We start from the raw sequence: 24,168 nt of genomic DNA, 5'->3' as shown, positions 1-24,168 counted from the left end.
AGAGGATGTTTATAAATGAAAATAGGGTTAAGCACATACAGCATGGTTAAAAAAATGAGACAGGGAGAGATGGATGTTCTAGATGTTTTACAATGGGTAGCAGACAACGGTGGTCAGCATGTAGAATTAGTGCCCTATGAATTTACGGTTGTAGATAACTATGAACTTGCAACTGAAATTAAAGATAAAGCAGCAGAGCTAGGATTAGAGTTATCCGCCTATTCGTTACCAGCTAACTTTATTCAGGATACTGAGGAAGCTTTTTTACAAGAAGTTGAACGTTTAAAGAAACATATTGATGTAGTACATCATATGGGTATTCACATTATGCGCCATGACGTTACTCTCTTTACCTTACCAAAGGAGCAAACATCCATTCATTATTACAACGAGCATTTGGAAGAAATGGTTAGAGGCTGTCAGTTAATTGCAGATTACGCGAAACAATTTAATATTACGACAACGATTGAAAATCATGGCTTTAATGTTCAAACAAGTGATCGTGTACAACAATTAATTCATGCGGTAAACAGAGACAACTTTAAAACAACTTTAGATATCGGTAATTTTTTATGTATTGATGAAGAGCCTCTCATTGGTGTTATGAAAAACATTCCTTATGCTGCTACAGTGCATTTCAAAGATTTTTATATTCGTCCTTATTATGAAAATCCAGGTGAGGGCGAGTGGTTCCGTACAGTTCATAACAACTACATCAGAGGTGCTATAGTCGGGCATGGTGATATAAATATTCGAGAAATTATTAAACTCGTAAAAGGCAGTGGATATGATGGTTATCTTACTATTGAGTTTGAAGGGATGGAAGATTGCCAAGTTGGTTCAAAAATAGGGATGGATAATGTACGTCGTTTATGGAATGAATGCAAGCTCTAAAGGGGGAAAGCACATGGATAAATTAAAAGTTTGTGTCATTGGCACAGGTTCTATTTCAGATTTTCACTTAGGTTCCTATACGAATAATCCATACGTTGAATTATATGGCGTGTATGATGCTTCCATTGAACGAGGCAAAGCAAAAGCAGCCCAATTTGGAGCAACACATGTTTTTTCTTCAAAAGAAGAGCTATTCGCAGATAAAAATGTGGATGCTGTCAGTATTTGTACATGGAATAATACGCATGCAGAATTGGCGATTTTTGCTTTGGAAAATGACTTACATGTTCTAATAGAAAAGCCGCTATCTATGACTTATGCAGAGGCTCTAAATATCCAAAAGGTTGCAGAAAAGCATCAGAAAGTATTTCAAGTGGGCTATGTAAGACGATTTGCAACAAATACCAAAGTACTGAAAAGCTTCATCGACGATAACAAATTGGGCGATATTTATTATGCCAAAGCTTCCTGCCTAAGAAGATTAGGGAATCCAGGAGGCTGGTTTGCCGAAATTGATAAGTCTGGCGGCGGACCTTTAATTGATCTAGGGGTACATGTAATTGATATATGCTGGTACTTAATGGGTAGACCAAAGGTGAAACGTATAACAGGTCATACTTACAATCAATTAGGAAATCGAAATCATATAGAAAATTTATCCTTCTATAAGGCTGCAGACTATGATGCAACGAAAAACACAGTAGAAGACTTAGCAAATGCCCTCATTACATTTGAGAATGGAGCATCGCTAATGGTAGACGTTTCCTATACACTACATGCTTTAAAAGATGAAATAAGTATTAAGCTATATGGCACGAATGGTGGAGCAGAGCTAGAGCCTGAATTAAAAATTGTAAGTGAAGAGCATAATACGATTTTAAATATTCATCCTCAAATTAACGATCTAACTTTTGATTTTGCAACTGCCTTTCAAAATGAAATTAATTCATTTGTTGATTGTTGCCTTCATCATTATGATTCAGTTGCACCTTTGGAGGATGGGGTAGAAATTATGAAAATCTTAGAAGGTATTTATATTTCTGCAACTGAAGGAAAGGAGGTTGTTTATTAAAATGGTGAAATTGGATAATAAAATCGGTGTGATAGTAGACAGCTTTCGTTTACCTATTCGTGAAGGTTTGTTAAAGGCGAAAGAAGTTGGGGCACAGGGGGTACAAATGTATGCCGTTTCAGGTGAGTTGGACCCCGATAACCTAAATGCTGAACAAAGAACAGAATTGAAGGCGTATATTTTAGGGTTAGGTCTAGAAATCTCCGCCTTATGTGGAGATTTAGGAGGACATGGCTTCCAAGATAAAGCAGAAAATGCCTGGAAAATCAAGAAATCGAAAGAAATACTGCAATTAGCCAAGGACCTAGGAACATCCATTGTTACAACCCATATCGGTATTATTCCTGAAGATGAAAATGACCCAATCTATCAAACAATGCTGGAAGCTTGTGAAGAATTAGGACAATATGCTACATCATTAGATGCTTATTTTGCGATTGAAACAGGGCCAGAAACGAGTAAAACATTAAAAGGGTTTTTAGATAAGCTATCAACGAACGGTGTATCGGTTAATTTTGATCCAGCCAATATGGTGATGGTAACAAAAGATGATCCTGTAGCTGGAGTCAAACTATTAAAGAAATATATTGTACATACACATGTAAAGGATGGTATTCAACTGCAGTCAACGAATCCTAAAGATGTGTACGGGTACTTAGGATACGATTCTGGAACATCTCATGATAAAATAGAAGAAATGGTGGAAAATGGAGAGTTTTTCAGAGAACTTCCATTAGGTCATGGAGATGTCAATTTCGAGCTTTATTTTTCAGCTTTACAAGAAATCGGATACAATGGCTATTTAACTATTGAACGAGAAGTGAGATCAAATCCCGAAAAAGACATCAAAGAAGCTGTACAATTCATAGAAAAGTTTAAATAGGGGTTGAATCTAATTTGAAAAAGCAAGATCAAGTACAAATGCGAAGACAAAATAAATATATTGTGCTTGACGCAATAAGGCAGATGGCGCCAATTTCAAGAATTCAATTATCAAAATATACAAAAATGAGCCCTACGACCATTACTCGTATTGTGCAGGAGCTAGAAGCGGAAGGCTTTATTCTTGAAGGGGTATCGGAAGAAACAGCCATTGGTAGACGTCCTACGTTAATTCATATGCGAGAAGATGCTTTATATACGATTGGGATAGAAATTGACTGCTTTACTATTCGAATAGGTATACTAGATTTCTTAGGGAAGCTTATTGCCTTTCAGGAAGTCAAATGTAGCATCAAGCATCAATACGAAGAAGCTATATATCTACTTAAACGATCTATAGAAAATATCATGACAGAATATCAGATTGCTCAGGATAAATTACTAGGCATTGGGATAGGAATTCCAGGAGTAATCAATAACGAGGAAGGAATTATCGTTTCCTCTGAGCAATTGAAGTGGGAAAACTGCCATATAAGAGAAGATTTAAATGGTGTTTTTGGTTGTGAAGTCATCGTAGATAATGAATTAAAAATGCAAATCATTGCTGAAATTGGTGATATCTATACGCCACAGTATTCAAATTGTATTTTAGTCGGAATTGGAACGGGAATAGGAGCATCCATATTATTAAATGGAGAAGTGTATCGTGGCATTCAAAATAAAGCTGGAGAAATAAGTCATATAACGATTAATCCCTTTGGTGAAATGTGTCACTGTGGTAAAAGAGGATGCTTATCGATGTATGTTTCTGAAGTTACGCTGTTAAAAAGAACACCTAAAAATCTTAATATTCAATCAATAGAAGAGATTTTGCAGTGTGTTGATCAAGGTGAGCAATGGGCAATCGATATTCAACAAGATGTAGCTACTTTTCTAGCTATAGCCATCAATAATCTAGTTTGTTTATACGAACCAGAGGCTGTCATCGTCAGTGGAGAAATTATTGAGCACAATGTGACATTTCAAAAACTACTTAGTGAAAAGTGTAAACAGTATATATGGAAGGAATTACAACCCTACTTTGATTTGCAGTTTTCCAATCAATTAAAAGAAGGGGTTGTTAAAGGAGCGGCATTACAAGCACAAAAGCAGTTGCTGTCTGTTTAAAGAAAGGTTGGTTGATTCGTGGCTTACTCAGAATTTTTAAAGGAGTATCGTTCAGGATTAATGGAAAATGTGCATTATGGACAAATGAGTGCTGTGAATCTAACGAAGGAAGAATTCGTCTCTGTAGGTCAAGACTATGAGCCTGTGTATTTTCGTTCTGCAGCAAAACCATTTCAAGCCATTCCCATTTTTATGACTGATTTTATAGAAAAATACGGAATTACTTCAAATGAAAGTGCATTATTTCTGGCTTCGCAAAGAGGTGAAATTTATCATCAAGAGGCATTAGTCTCTTTGCTGGAAAAACTCCCTATTAATGAAAGTGATTTAATTTGTGCAGCATCCTTTCCACTAAATGAGGAACCTAAAACACAGTATATTCAACAGGGATTTGAAAAGAGGAAACTCTTTCATAATTGCGCGGGCAAGCATTTAGGATTTTTAACTGCATGTTTAGCAAATGGCTATGATGTCAAGCAATATTGTCATCCAGAACATCCACTGCAACAGATGATAAAAAAATATATTGCCTATTTAAGTGAATATGAGATAGAGAGAATTCGTACAGGGATTGATGGCTGTGGTGCACCTGTCTTTGCAATTCCGCTAAAAAACATGGCCATTGCCTATTTAAAGTTAGCACGACCAGAATTGATTGATGATGAACTAATTCGTGAAGCAGTAATAAAGCTTACAGCAGTAATGAATCAAGAGAATCATATCATTGCAGCACAAAACTTTATTTGTACAGCATTATTAAAGGATTCTAATATTGTGGCGAAGGGCGGAGCACAGGGTGTATACTGTTTTGCTCTAAGAAATGAAGGAGTAAGTTTTGCCTTGAAAATTATGAATGGCTCCGAAAGTCCGTGGCCCAATGTAATTGCTTCTGTATTGGAACAAATGCAGTATACAAATCAAGAAACAATTGAGCGTATTAAAGCATTGTCTCCTGCATTTGTGCGTAATGATGCAGGGGTAGAGGTAGGAGAAATTGTATCTACAATTAAAATTGTATAGAGGTGAAGGCACTTGCATGTTTTGGCAATAGATGGCGGTGGAACGAAAACGATTGCAACAATCTCAACATGTCATGGGCAAATTATGGCGCTAGCAGAAACAGGCAAAAGTAATCCCACATCCATGAGCTTCGAGCATTTTACAGAGACGATAACAGAATTAATAAATAATTTAAAAAGACAACAGCCTCACGAATTTCAACACATTACAAAGTGCCATGCTGGCCTGTCTGGTGTAACAGAAAATAATAATGAGAAAATTACCTATGCATTATTAACCTCGCTTTTACCGAAAGACTGTCAACTATCACTATCGAATGATGGAATGAACGCGCTGTATGCGGGAACCTTGGGGCAGCCAGGCATTGTACAAATTTCTGGTACGGGTGCGATTACACTCAGTATAGATGCATCTGGAAGAATTGAGCGTACAGCAGGATGGGGTTATATTTTTGATGATGAGGGCAGTGGCTATGATATTGGCATTCGCACATTAAAAGCGGTATTTAAAGCATTCGACAAAAGAGGTCCTGAAACGCTTCTAACAGCAGCGGTATTAGAATATTTTCGATTACAATCCGTTCCGCAGATAATTGAAGTGGTATATGGCGAAGGACATCCGCGGGATACCATATCACCTTTAAGTAAGGTTGCAATTGAATGCGCTAAACGTGGTGATGGAGAAGCCAATACAATTATTGATCAAGTGTGCCATGTTTTTTATCAAAGTATAGACGCTTGTTACAAAAAAAACCCGTTTGCAGATAAGCAAGTCAAAGTAGTGCTAGCTGGTGGCGTTTTTAATGAATTGGAGCTATTTACTAAAAAATTAATCGCTATTGATAAAAAGAATAGTAATCAGTATGACTTCGTGGGTGCTTATAGCTTACCGGTAGGTGGTGCCGCTTTAGCTGCTTTAAGATTACCATATAATGAGGCAAAGCTATTTATCGATCAATATAATGCAAGTATGAAGAAGTTTTTAACGAATTAATCCCCCCTTAACTTAGCAAGTAGAGAATAGCATATACATGTCTCTACTTGCATTTTGTCAGTCTCCTACTTTAAACATATACCCCTTATATGAATTATGAATGATCATGACGATTCCGATAAGCATAAAATTGGATAATAACGAACTTCCGCCATAGCTTAAAAAGGGTAGGGTGACACCTGTGACAGGTAAAAGCCCAATGGTCATGCCGATATTTTGAGTAATTTGAAAGGCTAGTAAGCTTGAAATACCTGCCCCCATTAAAGTCATAAAGGGGTCTCGCGCTACTACCGTAATAACGACAATACGATAGATAACAAAAAAAAGTAGCGCGATTACAAATGCTCCTCCAATAAAACCTAGCTCTTCTGCAATAGCAGAGAATATAAAATCGGTATGTTTTTCTGGTACATAGACATTGTTATGTAGATAGCCCTTGCCCACAAATTCTCCTGACCCGATAGCCATAAAGCCTTGGCGTACTTGAAAAGAAGAATCTGTATATTCATAAGGCTGAAGCCATCCATAAATTCTAGAAATCTGATGTCCTGATAGAGCACCTAAAACCTTCTCTGTAAAAAATTCATTAAATCTGACATAGAGCACTACCAGCGTACTGATGATAACTAGAGGAACAGCCGTAAATACGACAAGAAGCTTTCTATGAATACCTGAAAAGAAAATCATCGGTAAAATCATTGCCATATACAACATGACCATACCTGTATCGGGTTGTCTATAAACGAGTAGCGTAGGAGGAAGGACAATTAGCCCGATTTTTATAAGTAACCAAAAATCTGCTAGATAGGAGGGGCGGACATTTTTCTCTTGATGAGCAATAATGACCTTACTCACAACTATTAAAAAAGCAAACTTTAAAAATTCCGAGGGTTGGAGAGAACCTAAAAACGGGATTTGATACCATGATTTTGCCTGATTGATCGTTCGAGCAATGCTTTCAGGAGCAACAATAAGACCAGCCGTTAAAGCAACTATTAGGAAGTAAAATGGCCATCCAATCTTCTTCAACTGTTCAATATCAAGCAAGGATATTCCAAGCATGATGGTTAATCCGATGACATAAAATAAAAACTGTTTGATAATAAAGGAGCTTGAATACTGTTCAAAATTTACACTACTAGAATGGACAAAAAGGCAACTAATAGCGCCGAGTAAAAGAAGACTTATTACTAAACTCCAATCTAACTTCTTGAATTGCGTCAAATGTAACACCTCCATTCTCTAGTATGAACGCTTACAATGTATGGAAGGTTGCGAATGTTTTTCTAAAAATAGTATGAATAAGAAGCAATAATCTGGCTAATTTAGCGAGTTAAATTACCTAAATAAAACTAAATGATGGGTATAAATTCTTAATATTTCGATTAAAATTTACAAAAATATAACACTGGCTTTATATCTCTATACTATCATTATTGGTAAGAGTTGGAGGAGGAGCCAAGGATCATGCATTTTTTCCGTTTCATTAAGGTGAAGGACAAGTTACTTGTACTCATGATTGTTTGTGTATTATCGAATGTATTGCTAGGTGTATTCAGTGTAGATTATTTAAGGAAAATGTCGTGGCATGCAAGTGAGAGTTACACACAGGGACTTGTCCCAATTGGATGGCTAAATGAGCTAGAAGAATCACAGCGTCGATTAGATTTTATAGTAGATTCGAAGGGTGACGATAAAGAAATGACAGCCATTTTACAAAACATGGCGCAGCCTTTAGATCATCTAAATAGCCAAGAAATTGACAAGAAGATGAGTCATCAAATTAAGAAGTATAAGTCATTGCTTAAGAAGCAGGAAGAAGCCATTGAGAACTTTAAGCAATTGAACCATGGTGAGCTAGATCAGTTTTATGTGCAAACATTTTTACCAATTAGTCAGGAGAGTCATGCATTATTAGAAGACACGCAAAATTATTTGGTTCAACGAGCAAAAGACCAACAGCAGGCTTATCAAAAAGATGTACAATTTGGCTACTGGTTACTAGGTGGCGTATGCTTAGCGGTTGTCTTGCTAGTTATCCTTATCGGCTTTATTGCAACGAAGGCAGTCAATGTGCCAACCCGTCAACTAAAGTCATTATTAAAACGAGCAGAACAAGGTGATTTCACTGCCAGTGCAAGTTATGTAGCTCATGATGAGCTTGGTGAAGTAGTTCTGTCATACAATCAAATGGTAACAGAGGTGAAACGACTACTCCATACTGTCACAGACAGTGCTTATGAAGTAGAAGAAATGACAGGGAAATTGCAGAAATCCTCTGAGCAATCATCAACAACGACATTAAAAATAGCGAAGGATGTACAATCTATTTCAGAGTCAACGTCTGCTTCTTCTAGTAAATTAGCTTCGAATACTGCTTCCTTAGAGGAGGTTTTAAATGATGTACAGGTTATTTTAGAAAAGGTTCAGGTTGTAGAAAGTTTTGCACAAAAAACGGCCAGAGATGCAGAAAGCGGAACTGAAATTGTACAGGCTAATTTAACACAAATGCAAGCTATTAAGCAGGCGGTTGAAAAATCTAATACAGCTATCTTTAATTTAGTAGAGCGGGCTGCATCGATTGATCAAATGATTGAAGTAATAGAAAGAATAACAGCGCAAACTAATTTACTGGCTTTAAACGCTTCAATTGAAGCCGCTAGAGCAGGAGAGCATGGTAAAGGCTTTGCAGTAGTGGCTAATGAGGTTCGTAAGCTTGCAGAGCAAACTGTTCAATCAACACAAACGATTACATCCATTGTACAGAACATCCATTTAGATTCGAGTTATGCGGTACAAATGATGGAAGGGGTTTTAGTAGCGACTGAAAAAGGTGTAGCTGTTACAGGACAAACTGCGTCAAGTTTTGATCAAATTTTAGAAAAAGTACATACTATTAAGCCATATATTATGGAAGTATCTACTACGGTTCAAGAGATTGCCAATCACACGAAGAAGGTAAGTGAAGATGCGGGTATGCTGACAGCCTTATCCGATACGAATGCCGTGTCTACTAAGCATGTTGCTACGTTAACAGCTGATCAATTAACAGCTCAGCAACAGTTCCATAATTATATTAAGGAATTGCGCAAAGTATCAAAAGTTTTGCAAATAGCTGTCAAACGTTTTTCGATATAATTTAATATTAAAGAATAATATTCAAAAAGGGTCTTATTTGCAAAAATAGCAAAGAAGATTCTTTTTTTTGCATGGTTACAAAACTAGCTTATGAAAGTGTAAATAATTTGTGTTTTTGAGATGTACAAATGTGTTTTGTATATTTTTGTAGCACAATATTTTTCATGTTCTCATATACTGTGAATAAGGGATTGTATGTTCTTTGTATGGAATATTATTAATATAATTGTTGTATTTTCAAAACGAACACATTATAATGAATTTCATTGAAAGTGTTATTAAATCAATGTTTATTAATGTATTTTTGTACTTTCAGAAAGTACAATTGTTCACATGTGGAGGTTTTGGGAAATGAAAAAGATTATTGTTACTGGAGCACTTGGTCAAATTGGTTCTGAGCTAGTAGAAAAACTTCGTGGTATTTATGGAGAGGACAATATACTTGCTACAGACATTAGAAAGCTTGAACATACTAAGGGCCCATTTGAAATATTGGACGTGACAGATGGACAAAGAATGCATGATTTAGCAAAGGACTTCGGTGCAGATACGATGATGCATTTAGCAGCATTATTATCAGCTACAGCAGAGAGAAATCCATTGTTAGCTTGGAATTTAAATATGGGTGGATTAATGAATGCGTTAGAAGTTTCACGTGAGTTAAATATGCAATTTTTCACGCCAAGCTCGATTGGTGCGTTTGGTCCGTCTACACCAAAGGAAGATACACCACAGGATACTTTGCAAAGACCAACAACTATGTATGGGGTAAATAAGGTAGCGGGTGAGTTATTATGCGATTATTACTTCAATCGTTTTGGTGTTGATACACGTGGAGTACGCTTCCCAGGGCTAATTTCTTATGTAACACCTCCTGGTGGTGGTACAACAGATTATGCAGTAGAAATTTTTTATGAAGCCATCGAACAAGGCAAATATACATCGTATATTCAGGAAGGTACATTTATGGATATGATGTACATGCCAGATGCCTTACAAGCTATTGTAGATTTAATGGAAGCAGACGGTAGTAAACTTGTTCATCGCAATGCTTTTAATATTACAGCCATGAGCTTCGAACCTTCGCAAATCGCGGCTGAAATCAAGAAACACTTACCAAATTTCACAATGAGCTATCAGGTAGATCCTGTTCGTCAAGCCATTGCAGATAGCTGGCCAAACTCTTTAAATATTGAAGCGGCTCAAAAAGAATGGGGCTTCAAAGCAGAATATGATTTAGCTAAAATGACGGTAGATATGTTAGAAAAATTGAAAATTAAACTGCATAAAAAAGCAATTTCATAATTGGTAGGCAACGGGTGAAGACTAGACTTCATCCGTTTTTTTATATATAAAAGAAAATTATTGGAATATATAGATTAAATTATGAAATTAAAATATAATAATATTCAGAATATTAATAGTATTCTGTTAAATTGTTTCTATGATATTTTCACAAGGGGAAATTCACAAATGAAGGGATGATGGGTTTTATGATGCAAGCACCATTAGTTTTAACTAGTTTTTTTAAACGAGCAGAGAGCTATTTTGCAAGAAAATCAATTATTTCACGGACAAGCCCACACAAAATACATCGTTTAACATATGGGCAGTGGGCAAAAAGAACGCGTCGTTTAGCAGATGCCCTTACGAAGCTTGGGATGACAAGAGGAACAAAAGTCGGCTCCTTTGCGTGGAATCAGCATCGACATTTAGAAGCTTATTTTGCTGTGCCTTGCTCAGGGGCAATCTTACACATGGTAAATATTCGTTTATCAGAAGAGCATTTGATCTATATTATTAATCATGCAGAAGATGAGATTTTAATGGTCGATGTAGATTTATTACCGATTATTGAAAATATTGCGCCAAAACTTGAGACAGTGAAACATTATATCATTATGACGGATGAACCAGCTTTGCCAAAGACTACATTACAAAATGTTTTATCCTATGAGGACATATTAGCTACTGCTGATGAAGAATTTCAATTTCCAGAGGATATTGATGAAGAAGCACCTGCCGGTATGTGCTATACAAGCGCCACAACAGGGAATCCAAAGGGGGTTGTCTATTCCCATCGGGGTTTAGTACTACACAGTATCATGCTGAGTATGTCTGACTCTATGGGAATTGCGGAAAGAGATGTCGTGATGCCGATTGTACCCATGTTTCATGCAAATGCATGGGGCTTGCCTTTTGCTAGTGTCAATGTGGGTGCTACACAAGTTCTACCAGGTCCGCAATTTACTTCAGCATTAATAATGGATTTAATCGAACAAGAAAAGGTTACATTAACTGCTGGTGTTCCAACCATTTGGATAGGTGCCTTACAGGAGCAGGAAAAGAAAGAACGAGATATTAGTTCTTTAAGAGCGATATGCTGTGGTGGATCGGCTTCACCAACTCGACTCATTCGGACATTTGAAGAAAAATATGGAATTCCTTATATTGTTGTCTATGGCATGACGGAAACTACACCAATCGTGGCATTGTCTAATTATATGTCATGGATGGAAGATTGGCCGATTGAAAAACGTATTGAAGCTCGAGCGATGCAAGGGATGACAATGGCAGGTATCGAATCTAGTATTATTAATGAGGCGGGGGAGGTACCTTGGGATGGCGAAACAATGGGGGAATTACGTTTAAAAGGCCCATGGATTTCCAACGAATACTATCGTGATGAGCGAACAGCAGATGCCTATCGAGATGGTTGGTTATATACTGGTGATATTGCTGTACGAACAGCAGATGGTTTTATTAAAATTACTGACCGTACGAAAGATCTTATTAAATCAGGTGGGGAATGGATTTCCTCTGTTGATTTGGAAAATGCGCTGATGACTCATGATGCCGTTTTAGAAGCGGCTGTCATTGCCATGCCCCATGCTAAATGGCAGGAGCGTCCATTAGCTTGTGTTGTATTGAAAGAGGGACAATCAGTAACTGAACCAGAGCTTCTTGCTTTTTTAGAAAATCAATTTGCCAAATGGTGGGTACCAGATGCAGTTGTCTTTCTAGAAGAAATTCCAAAGACATCTGTCGGAAAATTCCTGAAAGCGAAGCTGCGAGATAATGTAGCAGAAATTTATCCTAAATCATTGGTATAGGTAAAAGAGCGATTTCCGTAAATGGAAGTCGCTCTTTTTTGAGTTATTTAGTTAGCATGAGGAAGACTTGTTCAACGTCTTTATCGCCACGACCAGAAATATTAATAATAATGCTTTCCTCAGATGATAAAGTTGGTGCTAATTTTAGAGCATGTGCGACTGCATGTGAGCTTTCAAGGGCAGGAATAATACCTTCAACCTTAGAAAGTACTTGGAAGGCATCTAAAACTTCTTCATTTGTCACGGTCACATACTCAGCACGACCGATTGTTTTCAAATGGCTATGCTCAGGCCCCGCACCTGGATAATCTAAACCAGCTGCTATTGAATAGGTAGGGAGTGGGTTACCTTCTGCGTCCTGAAGTACTAAACATTTGAAGCCGTGTAGCTCTCCTGGTGTTCCTTCGTTTAAGGTAGCAGCTTTGTCTGGCTCTATTCCAATAAGACGAACATCTTCATCTGCAATATAATCAGCAAATGCCCCAATGGCATTACTACCGCCTCCTACACAGGCAAGAACAGCTGTCGGCAGCTTTCCTTCCTTTTCTAAAATCTGTTCACGACTTTCGCGGCTAATCACTGATTGAAAATGTTTAACCATTGATGGGAAGGGGTGTGGTCCAACTGCTGAGCCTAATAAATAGAAGGTTGTTTCATAGTTTTCTACTAAGTCAGCGAATGCCACATCTACTGCATCCTTTAAGCGTCCTTGCCCTTTATCGACAGCTACAACTTTCGCTCCGAGAAGTTCCATGCGAAATACGTTCAATGCCTGACGTTTTGTATCTTCCAAGCCCATATAAATCGTGCAATCCATTCCAAACATGGCACACGCTGTAGCTGTTGCTACACCATGTTGACCTGCCCCTGTTTCGGCAATCACGCGATTTGCTCCCATACGTTTAGCTAGTAAAATTTGTCCTAATACATTATTGATTTTATGGGAGCCTGTGTGGTTAAGGTCTTCACGTTTTAAATAGATTTTTGCGCCACCTAATTGCTTTGTTAAATTCTCTGCAAAATAAAGAGGGGATTTACGACCGACATATTCACGGAAATAGTAATCTAATTCTTGCTTAAAATCATCATCCTCTTTATACTTTTGAAAATTCTCATCTAGTCTATTTAAAACATTTTGAAGCTCCTTTGGAACAAAGCTTCCACCAAATTCACCGAAATATCCCTTTTTTTCTACTACTGTACTCATCTTAACTCGACTCCTCTATGCTAATTTTTCCAAAAAAAAAGCCACTCCAATCCCTCATAAAAAGGACGAGTAACCGTGGTGCCACCTTCATTCGCAATTTTTGCGCGCTTTCCTGCTCCGGTAACGGGGAGCGAAACGGCCTTACATTTGATAAGGCTGCTCTGAAGTCCATTCACAAGTCTGTACTACTGGTTTGCACCAACCACCAGCTCTCTAAAAGTAACAATGCTTGCTACTACTCTTCTTCCTTGCATTTATTAGAAAGAATTGTAGAGTATTTTCAGAATAGTGTCAAGAAAAAAGACGAATCTAAAAAGATCCGTCAGTTAAATCAAATTTTTAAAGTGAAGGCGTTTGTTTAATACATACATAATCGGTGCACCTACAGCTAATACAACAAATTCACCCGCCGCGACTGTTAGCCAAGTCCAGAAAAATGGCAACTCTAAAGCCAAGTTCAGCTCAAAGGCAATGATAAACATAGTACATGTAAAGAGCAATGTATTAATAATTAAACGTGCCCAAATATTTTTGACAAATTTACAGATTAAAATAAACAGGCCAAGTGTAATCATTGAATGACCTACACCAAAAACTAAATCGTAAATGCCAAGTGGTGAAAAGAGATTAGAGATCAATACACCAATAATAATCCCTACGGCAAAGCGTGGATTAAAGGCCACTAAATGGTTAAACATCTCAGATACTCGGAACTGTACCTCTGTAAAACCAAATGGGGCAACAAGCATGGTTACAGCTATATATAGAGCTGCAATGATACCACTTGCTGCTAAAAATTTTATCTTCATATTCATTTCTCCTTAGTTTTTTTTCGTGGGATGGTCTCGAACCACGTAGAGCAAGTGCAATAATATCAGTATTCACAGGTGTTTGTAAATACCTTTGAGTAAAATAAGTGTAAAACTATAGAGCAGCTAGTACATTCATTGTATTTTTTTCATCTTCTTCTCGAAGCTCTTTAATCAAATGTGTGTAAATACGAATAGTTGTATCGACATCCGCATGTCCAAGCCGTTCTGAAATATATTGAACAGAAATACCTTTGTAAAATAAAATACTTGCATGTGTATGGCGTAAACCATGAATTGAAATTTCATCAATACCTAATTCGTTTAGTAGCTTTTTTAATGCTTTGTTTACGCCTGTGTTGCTAAAAACTTTATATTTCGATTCAGGATTATAGAATACTAGTTTGTGTATATTTTCAGGGGTATCATTGAAATATTTTTGAAACATATCCATAATCACTTTATCCATTTTAATAACACGATTAGACGTTTCCGTTTTGGTCTTTTTTTCACCATCTTCAAACGATGAAGTATAGCCCCAAGTCTTGTTTATGCTGATAGTATTGTTTTTAAAATCAAAGTCTTTTCTTTGCAATGCTATAATTTCAGCAAATCGCATTCCCGATTTAAGGGCTAAAAGAATAATATAGTACACTTGTCTATGTTCAGCTTCTAAAACATCGCATAGAGCTTTAGAAAGGCGTTTACTTTCTAAGTAATTAATATGCTTATCAATTTGCTTCTTTGAATCTTTTCCAGTGAGAGTTGCCCTTCTAGTAAAATCAGTTTGAATGATCCCTTCATCTACAGCTTCACGTACACAAGCCCTTATATGAGCGTTTATTTTCTTAACCGTTTCTTTAGCTTTAGTTTTACCATACTTGTTTAAAAAGGCCTGATAATCACTCTTTTTAATATGTTGAATAGGTGTTGAACCAAAGTACTTTTGGATAACCTTAAATGTGTTTTCATAATGAACTTGTGTAGCCTTAGCATTATCAGACTTGTATAAATCTACCCATCTTTTAAAATAGGAGTCTATCGGTTCTATTTTAATAATAGGGTTAAGCCCTTTGTTCAACTTTGCTTCTATCTCTGCAGCTGCTACTTGGGCTTCTTTTTTTGTGGCGAAACCGCCTTTTCGAATTGGCCTAGATTCACCGTTAACCATTCTACTAACAGTATACTGCCAAGTCTTTCCTCTTTTCTGAAAACTAGCCATGGTGATCCTCCTTTCATAAATACTACAAATTGGGAATGTACGTTCTATTTTAGGGTAATTTTTTTACCATCTATGTTTTTTAAAGTAAGTAGTCCTTCTGGAATACCTTTGTCTTTAATTGCATCATAGATGGTAAAACATGAATAATTGTCTTGATCCAAAAATAGTTCGTCAGGCAACAATAACTCGACAGCAAATGTATTTGCCTCTATCTCCAACTTATCAGTAGAAAAGAGGGTATGTAGTTTCAAAAAAGAAGTATTTGTGTCGGGATGTTGGACAGCATGACCTAATTCGTGTGCAGCGATAAAGATTTGAGATTTTCTATCTGCATCCTGGTTTATATGAATTATGGGTACTCTAAAATGTTTACTGTAATACCCTAGTGCGTTGCCTAACGGTTCAAATACAATAAGAATGTTCATATATCTGGCAATTTCAAATGGATCATTTGTGCCATAATTTTTTACTAACTGATTTACTAATGACTTAATTGACGACACAAGCAACACTCCTATTAACGATACTTTTTAGGGGTGAATTTCTGTTTTGCTACCCTTTTAGCTAGTCGCAATGAGTTTTCTAAGCTGGATATTAACAATTCTCTATCTTCTAATTCTTCCTCGCTTAATTCATCCAGTGTTCTACCATCAAATGCTGCATGACCACTTTGAGAAAATCCGTCAATCATTTTTTGAAGTTCTTTTTGTATATCTTGTTCATCTTTTTCAGTTAGATCATAGTAATGTTTTTTATCAGTACGCCCAAGTAAATAATCTGTACTAACATCAAAGTAATCTGCAACTTTCTCTAACGTTTCAGATTTTGGACTTTGAGTTTTCCATTTATAAAAAGCATTTTCGCTAAATCCAAGCTTTTGAGCAACTACTTTTAGATTCTCTCCACGTTGGTCAGATAATTCTTTTACCCTTTCGAATAACATAATATCAACCTTTCCGACTGCTTAGAGAAAAATAAATTATACAATTGGATAATTAATAGTTGAAATTAGTATCCAACTGTATTATTATGTTCACATAAGCTAAGTTATTAGCTAAAAAAAGCACAAAAAATACGACCTATTTAAACACATTTTGACGTTGGGGAACGGAACAAATGTAATGTTTACAGGCTTTTCAGAAGTCTTATTTAGCTATGTCTAAATAGTATACTACTGGATACTTTGTGTCAATACAATCGGCTAATAATTTAGCTTAGAAATTTCCAAAAAAGTAAAGAGCTGTGATACCGAGCCAATGACGGTATAGTCGTAACTTATAGCTTATATGACGGTAGCAACGTCAGTTGGATTTTAGGAGGTTAAAGGATGAAAGAAGATTTAGGAGCATTAGTAAGATCAGAATTATTTAAACGAAAAATGAGGCAAAAGGAATTAGCTAAAATGGTAGGGATTTCAAATGCTTATCTATCAGACATTATTCGTGGTAATAAATCTGGGCCGAAAGCGCAGGAACACATTAAACACATCCGTAAAATATTAGACATTTAGGGCAGGTGATTGAATTGCAACAATTACAAGTTAATTTAACTGTAAACGTACCTGATCATCTTGTACTTGTTGAGAAAGTTGAATACGAGCAATTACAGCAAGAAAAATTAAGTGGACAGTATTGGACTATGAAAGATTTAGAAAAACGAGTAGGAAAAGAGTGGCGTTGGATAAAAGACAACATTCTTTACCCAACTAAGTTCAAAAAAATCTTAGATGTTAATAATGGTGGATTTGTCTACTATCCCGAAGGAAGGGGCAAAAATTGGTCTTTCCATGCTAGTAAAATGGCTAAGTTTCTAGATGATAATTTTTATTTAATTTTTAGAAAGGGTGACTAAATGAACATTAAACCTGTTCCAGTGGAGTTAGTAGGTGAAACATTGATGAATATTTCGCCAGTGTATTTATTGAGTACGGTTGCTAGCAAGTTACCTATAGCTGTCCTATTAGATGTTAAAGGTCGCATAGGTGACTGGCTTGCCAGCGGTGGCAAAGAAACAGATCCATACATTTGGCAGCAAGTAGCCTATGCTCAGAAAGTTTATGCGGCAATGAAAGGTGGTGATTGATTGCGTATAGGCAACACTCATGCTGATGTTTATGACCGTGAAACGGATTACTGGCGAGACATTGAGGATGCACGGAATGCCCAAATAGAGGCACAGAAAAACGTGTCAAAGGCTCAAACCAATGACAATGCAGTATACAAGGAAGGTGAAAAGGGATGAAGCTACAACCTGCAGCTGAGATGAAAAAAGTAAGTGCCAGCAACTTTGACAAATTAAAGGCTGACGCATTGCAAAGTGATGATTTCAAAAACCTAGTTAAAGGCATTGAAAATCAAGCTGAGAAAGGTCTTTGTGAGTATACGTATTACCACAAAACCAATAAGCAGATCGTTGCCATTTTCCAACAGGCATTAAAAGAGAATGGCTATACAACTAGCAAACATTTATCAGGTTTAGGTCTAACTATTAAATGGTAGGGGTGATTCAGTTGTTTGAGGACTTACTTAGAGCAGCCGCAGCTAAAGCTATTGAAATGGCTGTAAATGAAGGACATTTGATTAAGGAAGATGGCATTATCTTAAAGCCAGCAACAATCAATCTTGTAAATGAAATCGAAGAAATGAACCGCCAACATCTGATCGATATGGCTTTAGCTAACAATGATCGTGAGCTGTTCATGCAATTAACAAATTGAAAAAGGGGTGCCTTTAATGGACAAGGTAAAGGTTAGTCAAAATGTCGCTGATGCATTAGATTATGTTACTCGAAATTTCAGCAATAAAGCAATTATTGATGCACATGTCAGAAATCCAAACGGCTGGGATATGGATGTAAATAAAGCTTTAAAAGGATTAGATTTAGACATTCTCATTCGTGCCTTATACAACGGCTACGCAGTTGAGGGGATGGCACAAGAACAGCTTTTAGAGTGGTTTAAGTTCTCTATTCAAAAATTTAATGAACTTAAAAAAAGTTGATAAAAACCAAATGAAAGATTGGGATAAACAAGACGTTGAAGAACACCACAATGAGGTTGATTATTACCGCATAGAAATTAGTGTTCTAAAGCAAGTTTTAACAATCTTTGAAATCAACATAGAAGAAGGAGTGAATTGTTAATGAAATCAACAGGCATGGTTCGTAAGGTGGATGAATTGGGGCGTTTAGTAATTCCGATTGAATTACGCCGCACATTAGGCATTGATGTAAAGGATGCAGTAGAAATTTTTATCGATGAAGACAAGGTTATTTTAAAGAAGTACAAGCCTAACATGGCATGTGCGGTTACTGGTGAAGTATCAAATGATAATTTAGTTCTGCTAGGTGGAAAGCTCATTTTAAGCCCCGAAGAAGCTAAAAAATTAATCACTGAAATTGAGTTGAAGTAGGTGAAAAAATGAATGATTGTCTTTTAGAAGTCCTGGGCGATTATTTCGTAAAACACGACCTGGCCAATAAAGGTTGGGAGTTTCATGAATTTGTTGCCGAATGGCAGCTTGGCACAATTGTGATGTCGAAGGGGTGAACCTAAGTGGGCCATAAACATTGGACGCCCAGAGAAATCAAATATATATCTGAAAAGGCATTGCTCGATTCTACTAACATTGTGGTCAATGTAAAGCAGATGGCAAAGTATTTAAAACGCAGTACAGGCGCTGTAAATAATCAAGTGCTAAGGCTTAGGAAAGAAGGCATATTGCCACCAATTGAGCGTGATAAATCAATAGATTTTAATAACAGACCATATTCAGAGCATGCCATAAAACGCATTGAATTTATGTTGAATAATGGCAGCACAGTACAAGAAATAGCCGATTCATTGGGAAAAAGCAGAAAAGCAATAGAAAGCTTGTTAAGTCGTTTAAGAGGAAAAGGAACGATTGATTCTCATAAACATCGATATTGGAAAGCTCATGAAGAAGAATATCTGATTAGTAACATTGAATTTGATGAAAATGGCTTTACTAATAATGTGGATGTACTTGCAAATTTTCTTAATCGATCAGTAAGTTCAGTTACAGCAAAGATTAATAAAATGCGTCAAAGTGGCGCCATAAAAATTCAAGCAGATCTTACAAAGACAAGTGTAAAAGCTAAAGTAGCCCATGAACAATTTAATAATAAAAGGTTCGCTGGGTACGAAAGGAAGGTGCCAGTGGTGGTTAATACACCGAGTAAGGTAGAGGTTGTACAAGTTGTCCTTACTGTAACAGTCGGTGCTAAAGGGGAGGAAATTCATCAGTATTGGACGTTTGATGGCAAATTACTTGCTGAAAATAAAAAGCTCACTGAGGGCAATCAGTGAGCAAAAATAAAACTTGTGTAAGTCATTATAACACGAAATGAGGTAAAAAATGTGGAAATTAAATTCAATCAATTAACCTTGCAGAATTTCAAAAGCCACAAGGATCTTGTAGTTAAGTTTGGCGACATGACTAAGATCCTCGCAGATAATGCAAAAGGTAAAAGCTCCATTGGTGAAGCAATTACATTCTTATTATACGGTACTGACCTGGTGGGGAGCAAACTTGATCCTTCACCAGTAACGTATCAAGCAGAGAATACGCTTGTGACATTGTTATTAAGTCTTGAAGATGGGGAGCTGCTACTTGGCCGTGAAATTGCAAAAGGTCGTAATAAGTTCTATGTAAATGAGGTACCTTCCAAAGCAACTGAATTTAACGAGGTAGTGGAAAAGCTATTTGATAAAGATTTATTTTTATCGCTGTTTAATCCAAGTTATTTCTTCACATTGCATTGGGAAAAGCAGCGTCAAATGATTTTAAAATATACGACTGCACCTGCAAATAAAGAAGTATTAAATGAATTGCCTAAGCCACAATCGGACAAGTTGGCCACATTAGTTAAAAAGCATTCTTTAGAGGATTTAGATAAAATCCATCGATCCAATAAAACCAAGCTTGATAAGCAGTATATAGCTGCTCAGAGCCGCGCCAAGACGTTAAGAGAGCAGCTAGAACAAAATGCTCCAACAGTACCATTAGACTCGCTAAATGTGGAATTGAAACAGCTTGTTAAGGAACGAAACGCTATAGAAGAAGTGACGGATAAAGCTCAAACGGTGAATGGTAGGATCAATATTCTAAACAACCAAATTAACGTTTTGTCACAAGTGCGTGACGACATTAAAGACCAATTTAATCAGCTCAAAGATGAACAAATACAAGATACTTGTCGCGTTTGTAATCAAACATTACAAGATGATGCTATCAATGCGGTAGAGGCAGAAAAGGAACAACGTATCCAACAAGTTAAGTTAAAGTTCCAACAGGCTGTAGATTCACGAAAGGCGTTGGAGGAAGAACTTAAAACACTTGAATATGTAGATGTATCAGAGCAATTGGAAAAAGCGCGTTTACTTCAAGAAAAGATTAATCCAATAGAATACGAGATTTCTAAGCATAGGGAGTATAAGTACTTAGAGGAACAGGTTATTGCTGCAGAAGCGAATGAAAAAGAAACGCTTGAATCACTTAATGAGTCCATTTTTATCCTGGATGCTATCAAGGATTTCAAAGCAAAAGAAGCAGAATTACAAGTCAAAAAGGTTCAAGACTTGTTCGAAAATTTATCAATAAAACTGTTTGAAGAAGTGAAAACAACTGGCGAAAACAAACCAACTTTCATTGTTCAAATGGATGGCAAAGACTACATGAAGCTTTCGTTTAGTGAACAAACAAGAGCAGGGCTTGAAATTCGTGATGTGTTGTCAGAACAAAGTGATCTTGTTGTACCTTGCTTTGTAGATAATTCAGAAACCATCACTAAGTTCAAGGAACCGAATGGACAACTAATAATAAGCCGTGTCGTTGCTGGACAAGATCTAACAATCGAAAGTGAGGATAAATAAATGAGTGTATATCAAGTTGAGAAGCAAATATATAACGGTTGGGCATTTACAGCCAATGAAAGAGAAAAGGGAAAAATAAATCGTGAAATTCATGATGAACTAATGAAAAAGTACAAGATTTACAGACATGATCTTAGGTTCACTCCTGATGTCGATCTGGAAAAATATGATGTTGTCATTGGTAGAGAGCCAGGTTATGCACACTCGAAGTACAACATCATTAAAAATGGACCTAATCTTACTACGGATGAATTGCTATTAATTTGTGATGGCGGAAATTTATGTTTTGGCGGCAGTAGTATAACAAGTAATCAATTGCGAGTGAGTGAAGATTGATAAAAGGGGAGGCCATTTGAATGAACGCTAAAGAAATCACAGTCGGCTACACATATACCAAAAATCTAGGAAACTTTGAAAATGTGAAAGTAGATGCTGCAGTAACCATTTCAGTAGAGCCAGGGCAAGATGTTGACGCACTTTACGACAAAGCTTATGAAAGTATGAAAAAACAGGTCAAAAACGGCCTTAATAAATTTACGGAGGTACGCTATTAATGAACAGAAACTTACCAACTTTAACACCTGAAATTACAGAGGCTTTCGCCCCTGCAGTATTAGAGGTCATTCGCAGTTCGATTGCACCTACAGCAAGTGATCAAGAATTTCTATTATTCGCTCACAAGGCAGCATCCTATGGATTAGATCCATTCAAAAATGAAATTTTCTTCATCAAGTATGGCAATCAAGCACGTATTCAATTTGCAGCTGAGGCCTATCTTTCAAAAGCGCGTGAACAAGAGGGCTTTATCCCACCTGATACACAAATGGTACATGAAAACGATGAATTTAAAATCGCTATGAATAAAGAAACTAAGCAAATGGAAGTAATTCAACACGAAATCGGCTTCCCACGTGGAAAGATTATTGGTGCCTATTCAGTTGCTTACCGAGAAGGGTATCCACCTGTAACAGTAATTATGGACATCGAGGAAGTCTCTCATATGTTTACAGGCCAAAATAAAGACAACTGGAACAAGTGGACAAGTGACATGTTCGGCAAGCATGTTCAGCAACGAGCATTGAAAAAGCAATACGGATTGTCATTTGAGGATGTAACGATTTCCCAAAATGATGTACCTCAACCTGCTACGCAAACACGCAGGGATATTACACCTACCCAGGAGCAGATAGAGGCCCCTATTGAACAGCCTGTATTAACTCGCTCAGAAGAATTACTCAAGGAAGTCAAAGCAAAGTTTAAACAACTTGGTATTACAACGAAAAAGGCTATGCAAGAATACCTGGATAAAAATGCACCAGGCATTGATCCTACAACAGCTACGGAATCTGAACTAGTTGGCTTAATTGAGCTACTAAATATGAATATCGAAATGCTAGCTTCACAGTCAAACGATGCCGATTTACTAGAGTAAAAACTATGAAACTACCACAAATAATAGTTTATGAGAGGAATAAGGATTGTAAGCTGTGTGGGCGAGAAATGAATGAAAATGAATACAACTTGTACCGTGGGCGTGAAATATGCTCACGGTGCCATAAGGAGTTGAAAAAACGTGCTGGACAAGGGTGATGTATTGATTGCACATACAAGTAATGCTTCATTAGGACTCACTAAAGATGCTGAGTACATAGTGACATCCATTGGTAAACGATGGGTATTCGGCGTGTTAAATGACAATAACCAAAGTGTACAGTTCACAATGTATCCTGATTCTGATGGAGATTCATACAAAGATTTTTTTATAAAAAAATAGATTAGGAGGTATTGCATGAAAGTTGACATCTTAGCAAGTGGTTCAAGTGGCAATTGTATTGCTTTAACAACCAATGAAACTACCATTCTGATCGATGCAGGCATTGCTAAAACGAAAATAGAAAAACGGCTACTGGAAGTAGGTATAACGCCAAATAGCGTTAAAGGTATCTTTGTTACACATGCACATAGCGATCATATTAAAGGGCTACCATTGGCCAACAAATACAAAATCCCTGTGTATGCTGGCGAACGTGAATGGAAAAACATCACTACCGTTGAAGATGAATTAATTAGGCCGATTGGCGTTGGTGGTATTTTCGGTTGTGGCCAGTTTATAGTAAGCCATTTTAATGTTCATCACGATGCAATCGATCCGAGGGGTTACGTTGTATGGAATTTAGATAATTTTAAAGTATCTATTTGCTTAGATACTGGCCTGGTTGATAAAAGCATGTTGAATGCCATGAGGCATAGTGACATTTACATCATCGAAGCCAACCATGAGCCACGAATGGTTGAAGTTTCTGATTACCCTAACAGCGTTAAAGCGAGGATTTTGAGTCACGTAGGCCACTTATCAAATGAACAAACGGCAAAAGCCCTCAGAGAGCTTGTAGTGGGAAAAGGGGAACGAATATACCTAACACATTTAAGTAGCAAGAACAACCTCCCTACGCTTGCGGAAATGACCGTTAAAAGGGAGTTATTAAAAAAGGGATACCAAGCAGGCAATCACTACAAATTGGAGGTCATTTAATGCATCCTTATGAATTAATTTTAACTGCTATGTTGAGATTACAAATTGAAAACATAGAGCTAAAAAAGCAATTAGAGTCCATTCAATCTAAAAGTGTTACTGGATCAGTTGCGGATCGCATTGATGATTGGTTAAACAGACCATACACAGGTAGTAGTCGCAAAGATATTGAGGAATTTTCAAAGGAACTCATTGAATACATGAGCAGCCAATTGAAAGCATGAA

The 24,168-nt window shown here is 36.9% G+C and carries 31 protein-coding genes, 1 riboswitch and 1 other annotated feature; of the genes, 25 read left to right on the top strand and 6 right to left on the bottom strand.

The features are described 5' to 3' along the window. The first annotated feature begins 15 nt into the window (after positions 1 to 15). The 6 genes from BFM98_RS07735 to BFM98_RS07710 are packed head-to-tail and all read left to right on the top strand — an operon-like array spanning position 16 to position 6,028. Entirely contained in the window at positions 16 to 894 is an 879-nt protein-coding gene (locus tag BFM98_RS07735; RefSeq protein ID WP_066037021.1) for a sugar phosphate isomerase/epimerase family protein, read from the top strand. 13 nt (positions 895 to 907) lie between these two features. Further along, positions 908 to 1,966, top strand: a complete 1,059-nt coding sequence (locus BFM98_RS07730; protein WP_066037020.1) for a Gfo/Idh/MocA family protein — start codon at positions 908 to 910, stop codon at positions 1,964 to 1,966. A 1-nt stretch (position 1,967) separates the two neighbouring features. Continuing rightward, positions 1,968 to 2,849 (top strand): sugar phosphate isomerase/epimerase family protein, encoded by an 882-nt coding sequence (locus BFM98_RS07725; RefSeq protein ID WP_066037019.1) that lies wholly within the window; start codon positions 1,968 to 1,970, stop codon positions 2,847 to 2,849. Positions 2,850 to 2,863: 14 nt separating this feature from the next. Next, entirely contained in the window at positions 2,864 to 4,015 is a 1,152-nt protein-coding gene (locus tag BFM98_RS07720) for an ROK family transcriptional regulator (protein WP_054549117.1), read from the top strand. Between the two features lie 18 nt (positions 4,016 to 4,033). Further along, positions 4,034 to 5,035, top strand: coding sequence for an asparaginase (locus tag BFM98_RS07715; protein WP_066037018.1), 1,002 nt, complete (start codon positions 4,034 to 4,036; stop codon positions 5,033 to 5,035). Positions 5,036 to 5,056: 21 nt separating this feature from the next. Continuing rightward, positions 5,057 to 6,028, top strand: coding sequence for an N-acetylglucosamine kinase (locus BFM98_RS07710; RefSeq protein WP_254660004.1), 972 nt, complete (start codon positions 5,057 to 5,059; stop codon positions 6,026 to 6,028). A 57-nt stretch (positions 6,029 to 6,085) separates the two neighbouring features. Here BFM98_RS07710 and BFM98_RS07705 read toward each other — a convergent pair whose 3' ends face one another. After that, positions 6,086 to 7,261, bottom strand: coding sequence for an FtsW/RodA/SpoVE family cell cycle protein (locus BFM98_RS07705; RefSeq protein ID WP_254660008.1), 1,176 nt, complete (start codon positions 7,259 to 7,261; stop codon positions 6,086 to 6,088). Positions 7,262 to 7,495: 234 nt separating this feature from the next. Here BFM98_RS07705 and BFM98_RS07700 point away from each other — a divergent pair, with 234 nt between their 5' ends. The 3 genes from BFM98_RS07700 (at position 7,496) to BFM98_RS07690 (ending at position 12,279) form a co-directional block, all read left to right on the top strand. Then, positions 7,496 to 9,166, top strand: a complete 1,671-nt coding sequence (locus BFM98_RS07700) for a methyl-accepting chemotaxis protein (RefSeq protein ID WP_066037015.1) — start codon at positions 7,496 to 7,498, stop codon at positions 9,164 to 9,166. A gap of 351 nt (positions 9,167 to 9,517) precedes the next feature. Continuing rightward, a complete protein-coding gene (locus tag BFM98_RS07695; protein WP_004225462.1) occupies positions 9,518 to 10,471 on the top strand; it encodes an L-threonine 3-dehydrogenase in 954 nt (317 codons plus the stop codon). 188 nt (positions 10,472 to 10,659) lie between these two features. Further along, the gene (locus BFM98_RS07690; RefSeq protein ID WP_066037065.1) at positions 10,660 to 12,279 is read left to right on the top strand and encodes a long-chain fatty acid--CoA ligase; all 1,620 of its coding nucleotides are present in this window, start codon (positions 10,660 to 10,662) and stop codon (positions 12,277 to 12,279) included. A 43-nt stretch (positions 12,280 to 12,322) separates the two neighbouring features. Here BFM98_RS07690 and trpB read toward each other — a convergent pair whose 3' ends face one another. From trpB to BFM98_RS07665, 5 genes are all read right to left on the bottom strand, one after another. Next, on the bottom strand, positions 12,323 to 13,486 hold the full coding sequence (gene trpB, locus BFM98_RS07685) for a tryptophan synthase subunit beta (protein ID WP_066037014.1): 1,164 nt from the start codon (positions 13,484 to 13,486) through the stop codon (positions 12,323 to 12,325). A 58-nt stretch (positions 13,487 to 13,544) separates the two neighbouring features. Further along, positions 13,545 to 13,744: a binding site (T-box leader), on the bottom strand. A gap of 68 nt (positions 13,745 to 13,812) precedes the next feature. Further along, positions 13,813 to 14,295 (bottom strand): QueT transporter family protein, encoded by a 483-nt coding sequence (locus BFM98_RS07680; RefSeq protein WP_048393417.1) that lies wholly within the window; start codon positions 14,293 to 14,295, stop codon positions 13,813 to 13,815. A gap of 6 nt (positions 14,296 to 14,301) precedes the next feature. Beyond that, a riboswitch (PreQ1 riboswitch) is annotated at positions 14,302 to 14,346 on the bottom strand. A gap of 64 nt (positions 14,347 to 14,410) precedes the next feature. Further along, positions 14,411 to 15,517: a tyrosine-type recombinase/integrase gene (locus BFM98_RS07675; RefSeq protein ID WP_066037013.1), complete on the bottom strand. Its 1,107-nt coding sequence runs from the start codon at positions 15,515 to 15,517 to the stop codon at positions 14,411 to 14,413. Positions 15,518 to 15,561: 44 nt separating this feature from the next. Continuing rightward, entirely contained in the window at positions 15,562 to 16,020 is a 459-nt protein-coding gene (locus BFM98_RS07670) for an ImmA/IrrE family metallo-endopeptidase (protein ID WP_066037012.1), read from the bottom strand. Between the two features lie 14 nt (positions 16,021 to 16,034). Next, the gene (locus BFM98_RS07665; protein WP_066037011.1) at positions 16,035 to 16,463 is read right to left on the bottom strand and encodes a helix-turn-helix domain-containing protein; all 429 of its coding nucleotides are present in this window, start codon (positions 16,461 to 16,463) and stop codon (positions 16,035 to 16,037) included. Positions 16,464 to 16,844: 381 nt separating this feature from the next. Here BFM98_RS07665 and BFM98_RS07660 point away from each other — a divergent pair, with 381 nt between their 5' ends. From BFM98_RS07660 to BFM98_RS07590, 16 genes are all read left to right on the top strand, one after another. Continuing rightward, the gene (locus tag BFM98_RS07660; protein ID WP_066037010.1) at positions 16,845 to 17,027 is read left to right on the top strand and encodes a helix-turn-helix domain-containing protein; all 183 of its coding nucleotides are present in this window, start codon (positions 16,845 to 16,847) and stop codon (positions 17,025 to 17,027) included. 14 nt (positions 17,028 to 17,041) lie between these two features. Further along, on the top strand, positions 17,042 to 17,368 hold the full coding sequence (locus tag BFM98_RS07655; protein WP_066037009.1) for a DUF771 domain-containing protein: 327 nt from the start codon (positions 17,042 to 17,044) through the stop codon (positions 17,366 to 17,368). After that, positions 17,369 to 17,599: a DUF6877 family protein gene (locus BFM98_RS07650; protein WP_368664807.1), complete on the top strand. Its 231-nt coding sequence runs from the start codon at positions 17,369 to 17,371 to the stop codon at positions 17,597 to 17,599. Further along, positions 17,600 to 17,758 carry a hypothetical protein gene (locus tag BFM98_RS23875; protein ID WP_175400727.1) on the top strand — a complete coding sequence of 53 codons (159 nt, stop codon included), beginning with the start codon at positions 17,600 to 17,602 and terminating at the stop codon, positions 17,756 to 17,758. Beyond that, on the top strand, positions 17,755 to 18,015 hold the full coding sequence (locus BFM98_RS07645; protein ID WP_066037008.1) for a hypothetical protein: 261 nt from the start codon (positions 17,755 to 17,757) through the stop codon (positions 18,013 to 18,015). Before BFM98_RS23875 ends, BFM98_RS07645 begins: the two co-directional genes overlap by 4 nt. Before the next feature lie 11 nt (positions 18,016 to 18,026). After that, on the top strand, positions 18,027 to 18,233 hold the full coding sequence (locus BFM98_RS07640) for an IDEAL domain-containing protein (protein ID WP_066037007.1): 207 nt from the start codon (positions 18,027 to 18,029) through the stop codon (positions 18,231 to 18,233). Positions 18,234 to 18,249: 16 nt separating this feature from the next. Continuing rightward, entirely contained in the window at positions 18,250 to 18,516 is a 267-nt protein-coding gene (locus BFM98_RS07635) for a hypothetical protein (protein WP_066037006.1), read from the top strand. 141 nt (positions 18,517 to 18,657) lie between these two features. Beyond that, positions 18,658 to 18,927, top strand: a complete 270-nt coding sequence (locus BFM98_RS07630; protein ID WP_066037005.1) for a transition state genes transcriptional regulator AbrB — start codon at positions 18,658 to 18,660, stop codon at positions 18,925 to 18,927. 143 nt (positions 18,928 to 19,070) lie between these two features. Next, positions 19,071 to 19,844, top strand: a complete 774-nt coding sequence (locus tag BFM98_RS07625) for a hypothetical protein (protein ID WP_066037004.1) — start codon at positions 19,071 to 19,073, stop codon at positions 19,842 to 19,844. Between the two features lie 51 nt (positions 19,845 to 19,895). Next, positions 19,896 to 21,410: an AAA family ATPase gene (locus BFM98_RS07620; protein WP_066037003.1), complete on the top strand. Its 1,515-nt coding sequence runs from the start codon at positions 19,896 to 19,898 to the stop codon at positions 21,408 to 21,410. After that, entirely contained in the window at positions 21,411 to 21,746 is a 336-nt protein-coding gene (locus BFM98_RS07615; RefSeq protein WP_066037002.1) for a hypothetical protein, read from the top strand. 20 nt (positions 21,747 to 21,766) lie between these two features. Continuing rightward, complete coding sequence (locus BFM98_RS07610; RefSeq protein WP_066037001.1) at positions 21,767 to 21,964, top strand: hypothetical protein; 198 nt, start codon at positions 21,767 to 21,769, stop codon at positions 21,962 to 21,964. After that, positions 21,964 to 22,842 (top strand): RecT family recombinase, encoded by an 879-nt coding sequence (locus tag BFM98_RS07605; RefSeq protein ID WP_066037000.1) that lies wholly within the window; start codon positions 21,964 to 21,966, stop codon positions 22,840 to 22,842. The genes BFM98_RS07610 and BFM98_RS07605 overlap by 1 nt, the downstream gene beginning before the upstream one ends. Before the next feature lie 141 nt (positions 22,843 to 22,983). Beyond that, on the top strand, positions 22,984 to 23,184 hold the full coding sequence (locus BFM98_RS07600) for a hypothetical protein (RefSeq protein ID WP_066036999.1): 201 nt from the start codon (positions 22,984 to 22,986) through the stop codon (positions 23,182 to 23,184). A gap of 15 nt (positions 23,185 to 23,199) precedes the next feature. Next, a complete protein-coding gene (locus BFM98_RS07595; RefSeq protein WP_066036998.1) occupies positions 23,200 to 23,943 on the top strand; it encodes an MBL fold metallo-hydrolase in 744 nt (247 codons plus the stop codon). Then, a complete protein-coding gene (locus BFM98_RS07590) occupies positions 23,943 to 24,167 on the top strand; it encodes a hypothetical protein (RefSeq protein ID WP_066036997.1) in 225 nt (74 codons plus the stop codon). The genes BFM98_RS07595 and BFM98_RS07590 overlap by 1 nt, the downstream gene beginning before the upstream one ends. Position 24,168: the final 1 nt, after the last annotated feature.

Origin of the sequence: Lysinibacillus sp. AR18-8 (assembly GCF_001705465.1) — a bacterium.
In the GTDB taxonomy this organism is placed as follows: Bacteria; Bacillota; Bacilli; order Bacillales_A; family Planococcaceae; genus Lysinibacillus; species Lysinibacillus capsici.
The sequence above is the reverse complement of the archived record's forward strand: the minus strand, read 5'-3'. Positions and strand labels throughout refer to the sequence as shown.

Bases quoted from the DNA above. Each gene is read 5' to 3' on its own strand.
- BFM98_RS07735 (WP_066037021.1), top strand. From the start codon at position 16: ATGAAAATAGGGTTAAGCACATACAGCATGGTTAAAAAAATGAGACAG.
- BFM98_RS07730 (WP_066037020.1), top strand. From the start codon at position 908: ATGGATAAATTAAAAGTTTGTGTCATTGGCACAGGTTCTATTTCAGAT.
- BFM98_RS07725 (WP_066037019.1), top strand. From the start codon at position 1,968: ATGGTGAAATTGGATAATAAAATCGGTGTGATAGTAGACAGCTTTCGT.
- BFM98_RS07700 (WP_066037015.1), top strand. From the start codon at position 7,496: ATGCATTTTTTCCGTTTCATTAAGGTGAAGGACAAGTTACTTGTACTC.
- BFM98_RS07695 (WP_004225462.1), top strand. From the start codon at position 9,518: ATGAAAAAGATTATTGTTACTGGAGCACTTGGTCAAATTGGTTCTGAG.
- BFM98_RS07690 (WP_066037065.1), top strand. From the start codon at position 10,660: ATGATGCAAGCACCATTAGTTTTAACTAGTTTTTTTAAACGAGCAGAG.
- trpB (WP_066037014.1), bottom strand. From the start codon at position 13,486: ATGAGTACAGTAGTAGAAAAAAAGGGATATTTCGGTGAATTTGGTGGA.
- BFM98_RS07680 (WP_048393417.1), bottom strand. From the start codon at position 14,295: ATGAAGATAAAATTTTTAGCAGCAAGTGGTATCATTGCAGCTCTATAT.
- BFM98_RS07675 (WP_066037013.1), bottom strand. From the start codon at position 15,517: ATGGCTAGTTTTCAGAAAAGAGGAAAGACTTGGCAGTATACTGTTAGT.
- BFM98_RS07660 (WP_066037010.1), top strand. From the start codon at position 16,845: ATGAAAGAAGATTTAGGAGCATTAGTAAGATCAGAATTATTTAAACGA.
- BFM98_RS07650 (WP_368664807.1), top strand. From the start codon at position 17,369: ATGAACATTAAACCTGTTCCAGTGGAGTTAGTAGGTGAAACATTGATG.
- BFM98_RS07645 (WP_066037008.1), top strand. From the start codon at position 17,755: ATGAAGCTACAACCTGCAGCTGAGATGAAAAAAGTAAGTGCCAGCAAC.
- BFM98_RS07635 (WP_066037006.1), top strand. From the start codon at position 18,250: ATGGACAAGGTAAAGGTTAGTCAAAATGTCGCTGATGCATTAGATTAT.
- BFM98_RS07630 (WP_066037005.1), top strand. From the start codon at position 18,658: ATGAAATCAACAGGCATGGTTCGTAAGGTGGATGAATTGGGGCGTTTA.
- BFM98_RS07615 (WP_066037002.1), top strand. From the start codon at position 21,411: ATGAGTGTATATCAAGTTGAGAAGCAAATATATAACGGTTGGGCATTT.
- BFM98_RS07610 (WP_066037001.1), top strand. From the start codon at position 21,767: ATGAACGCTAAAGAAATCACAGTCGGCTACACATATACCAAAAATCTA.
- BFM98_RS07605 (WP_066037000.1), top strand. From the start codon at position 21,964: ATGAACAGAAACTTACCAACTTTAACACCTGAAATTACAGAGGCTTTC.
- BFM98_RS07595 (WP_066036998.1), top strand. From the start codon at position 23,200: ATGAAAGTTGACATCTTAGCAAGTGGTTCAAGTGGCAATTGTATTGCT.
- BFM98_RS07590 (WP_066036997.1), top strand. From the start codon at position 23,943: ATGCATCCTTATGAATTAATTTTAACTGCTATGTTGAGATTACAAATT.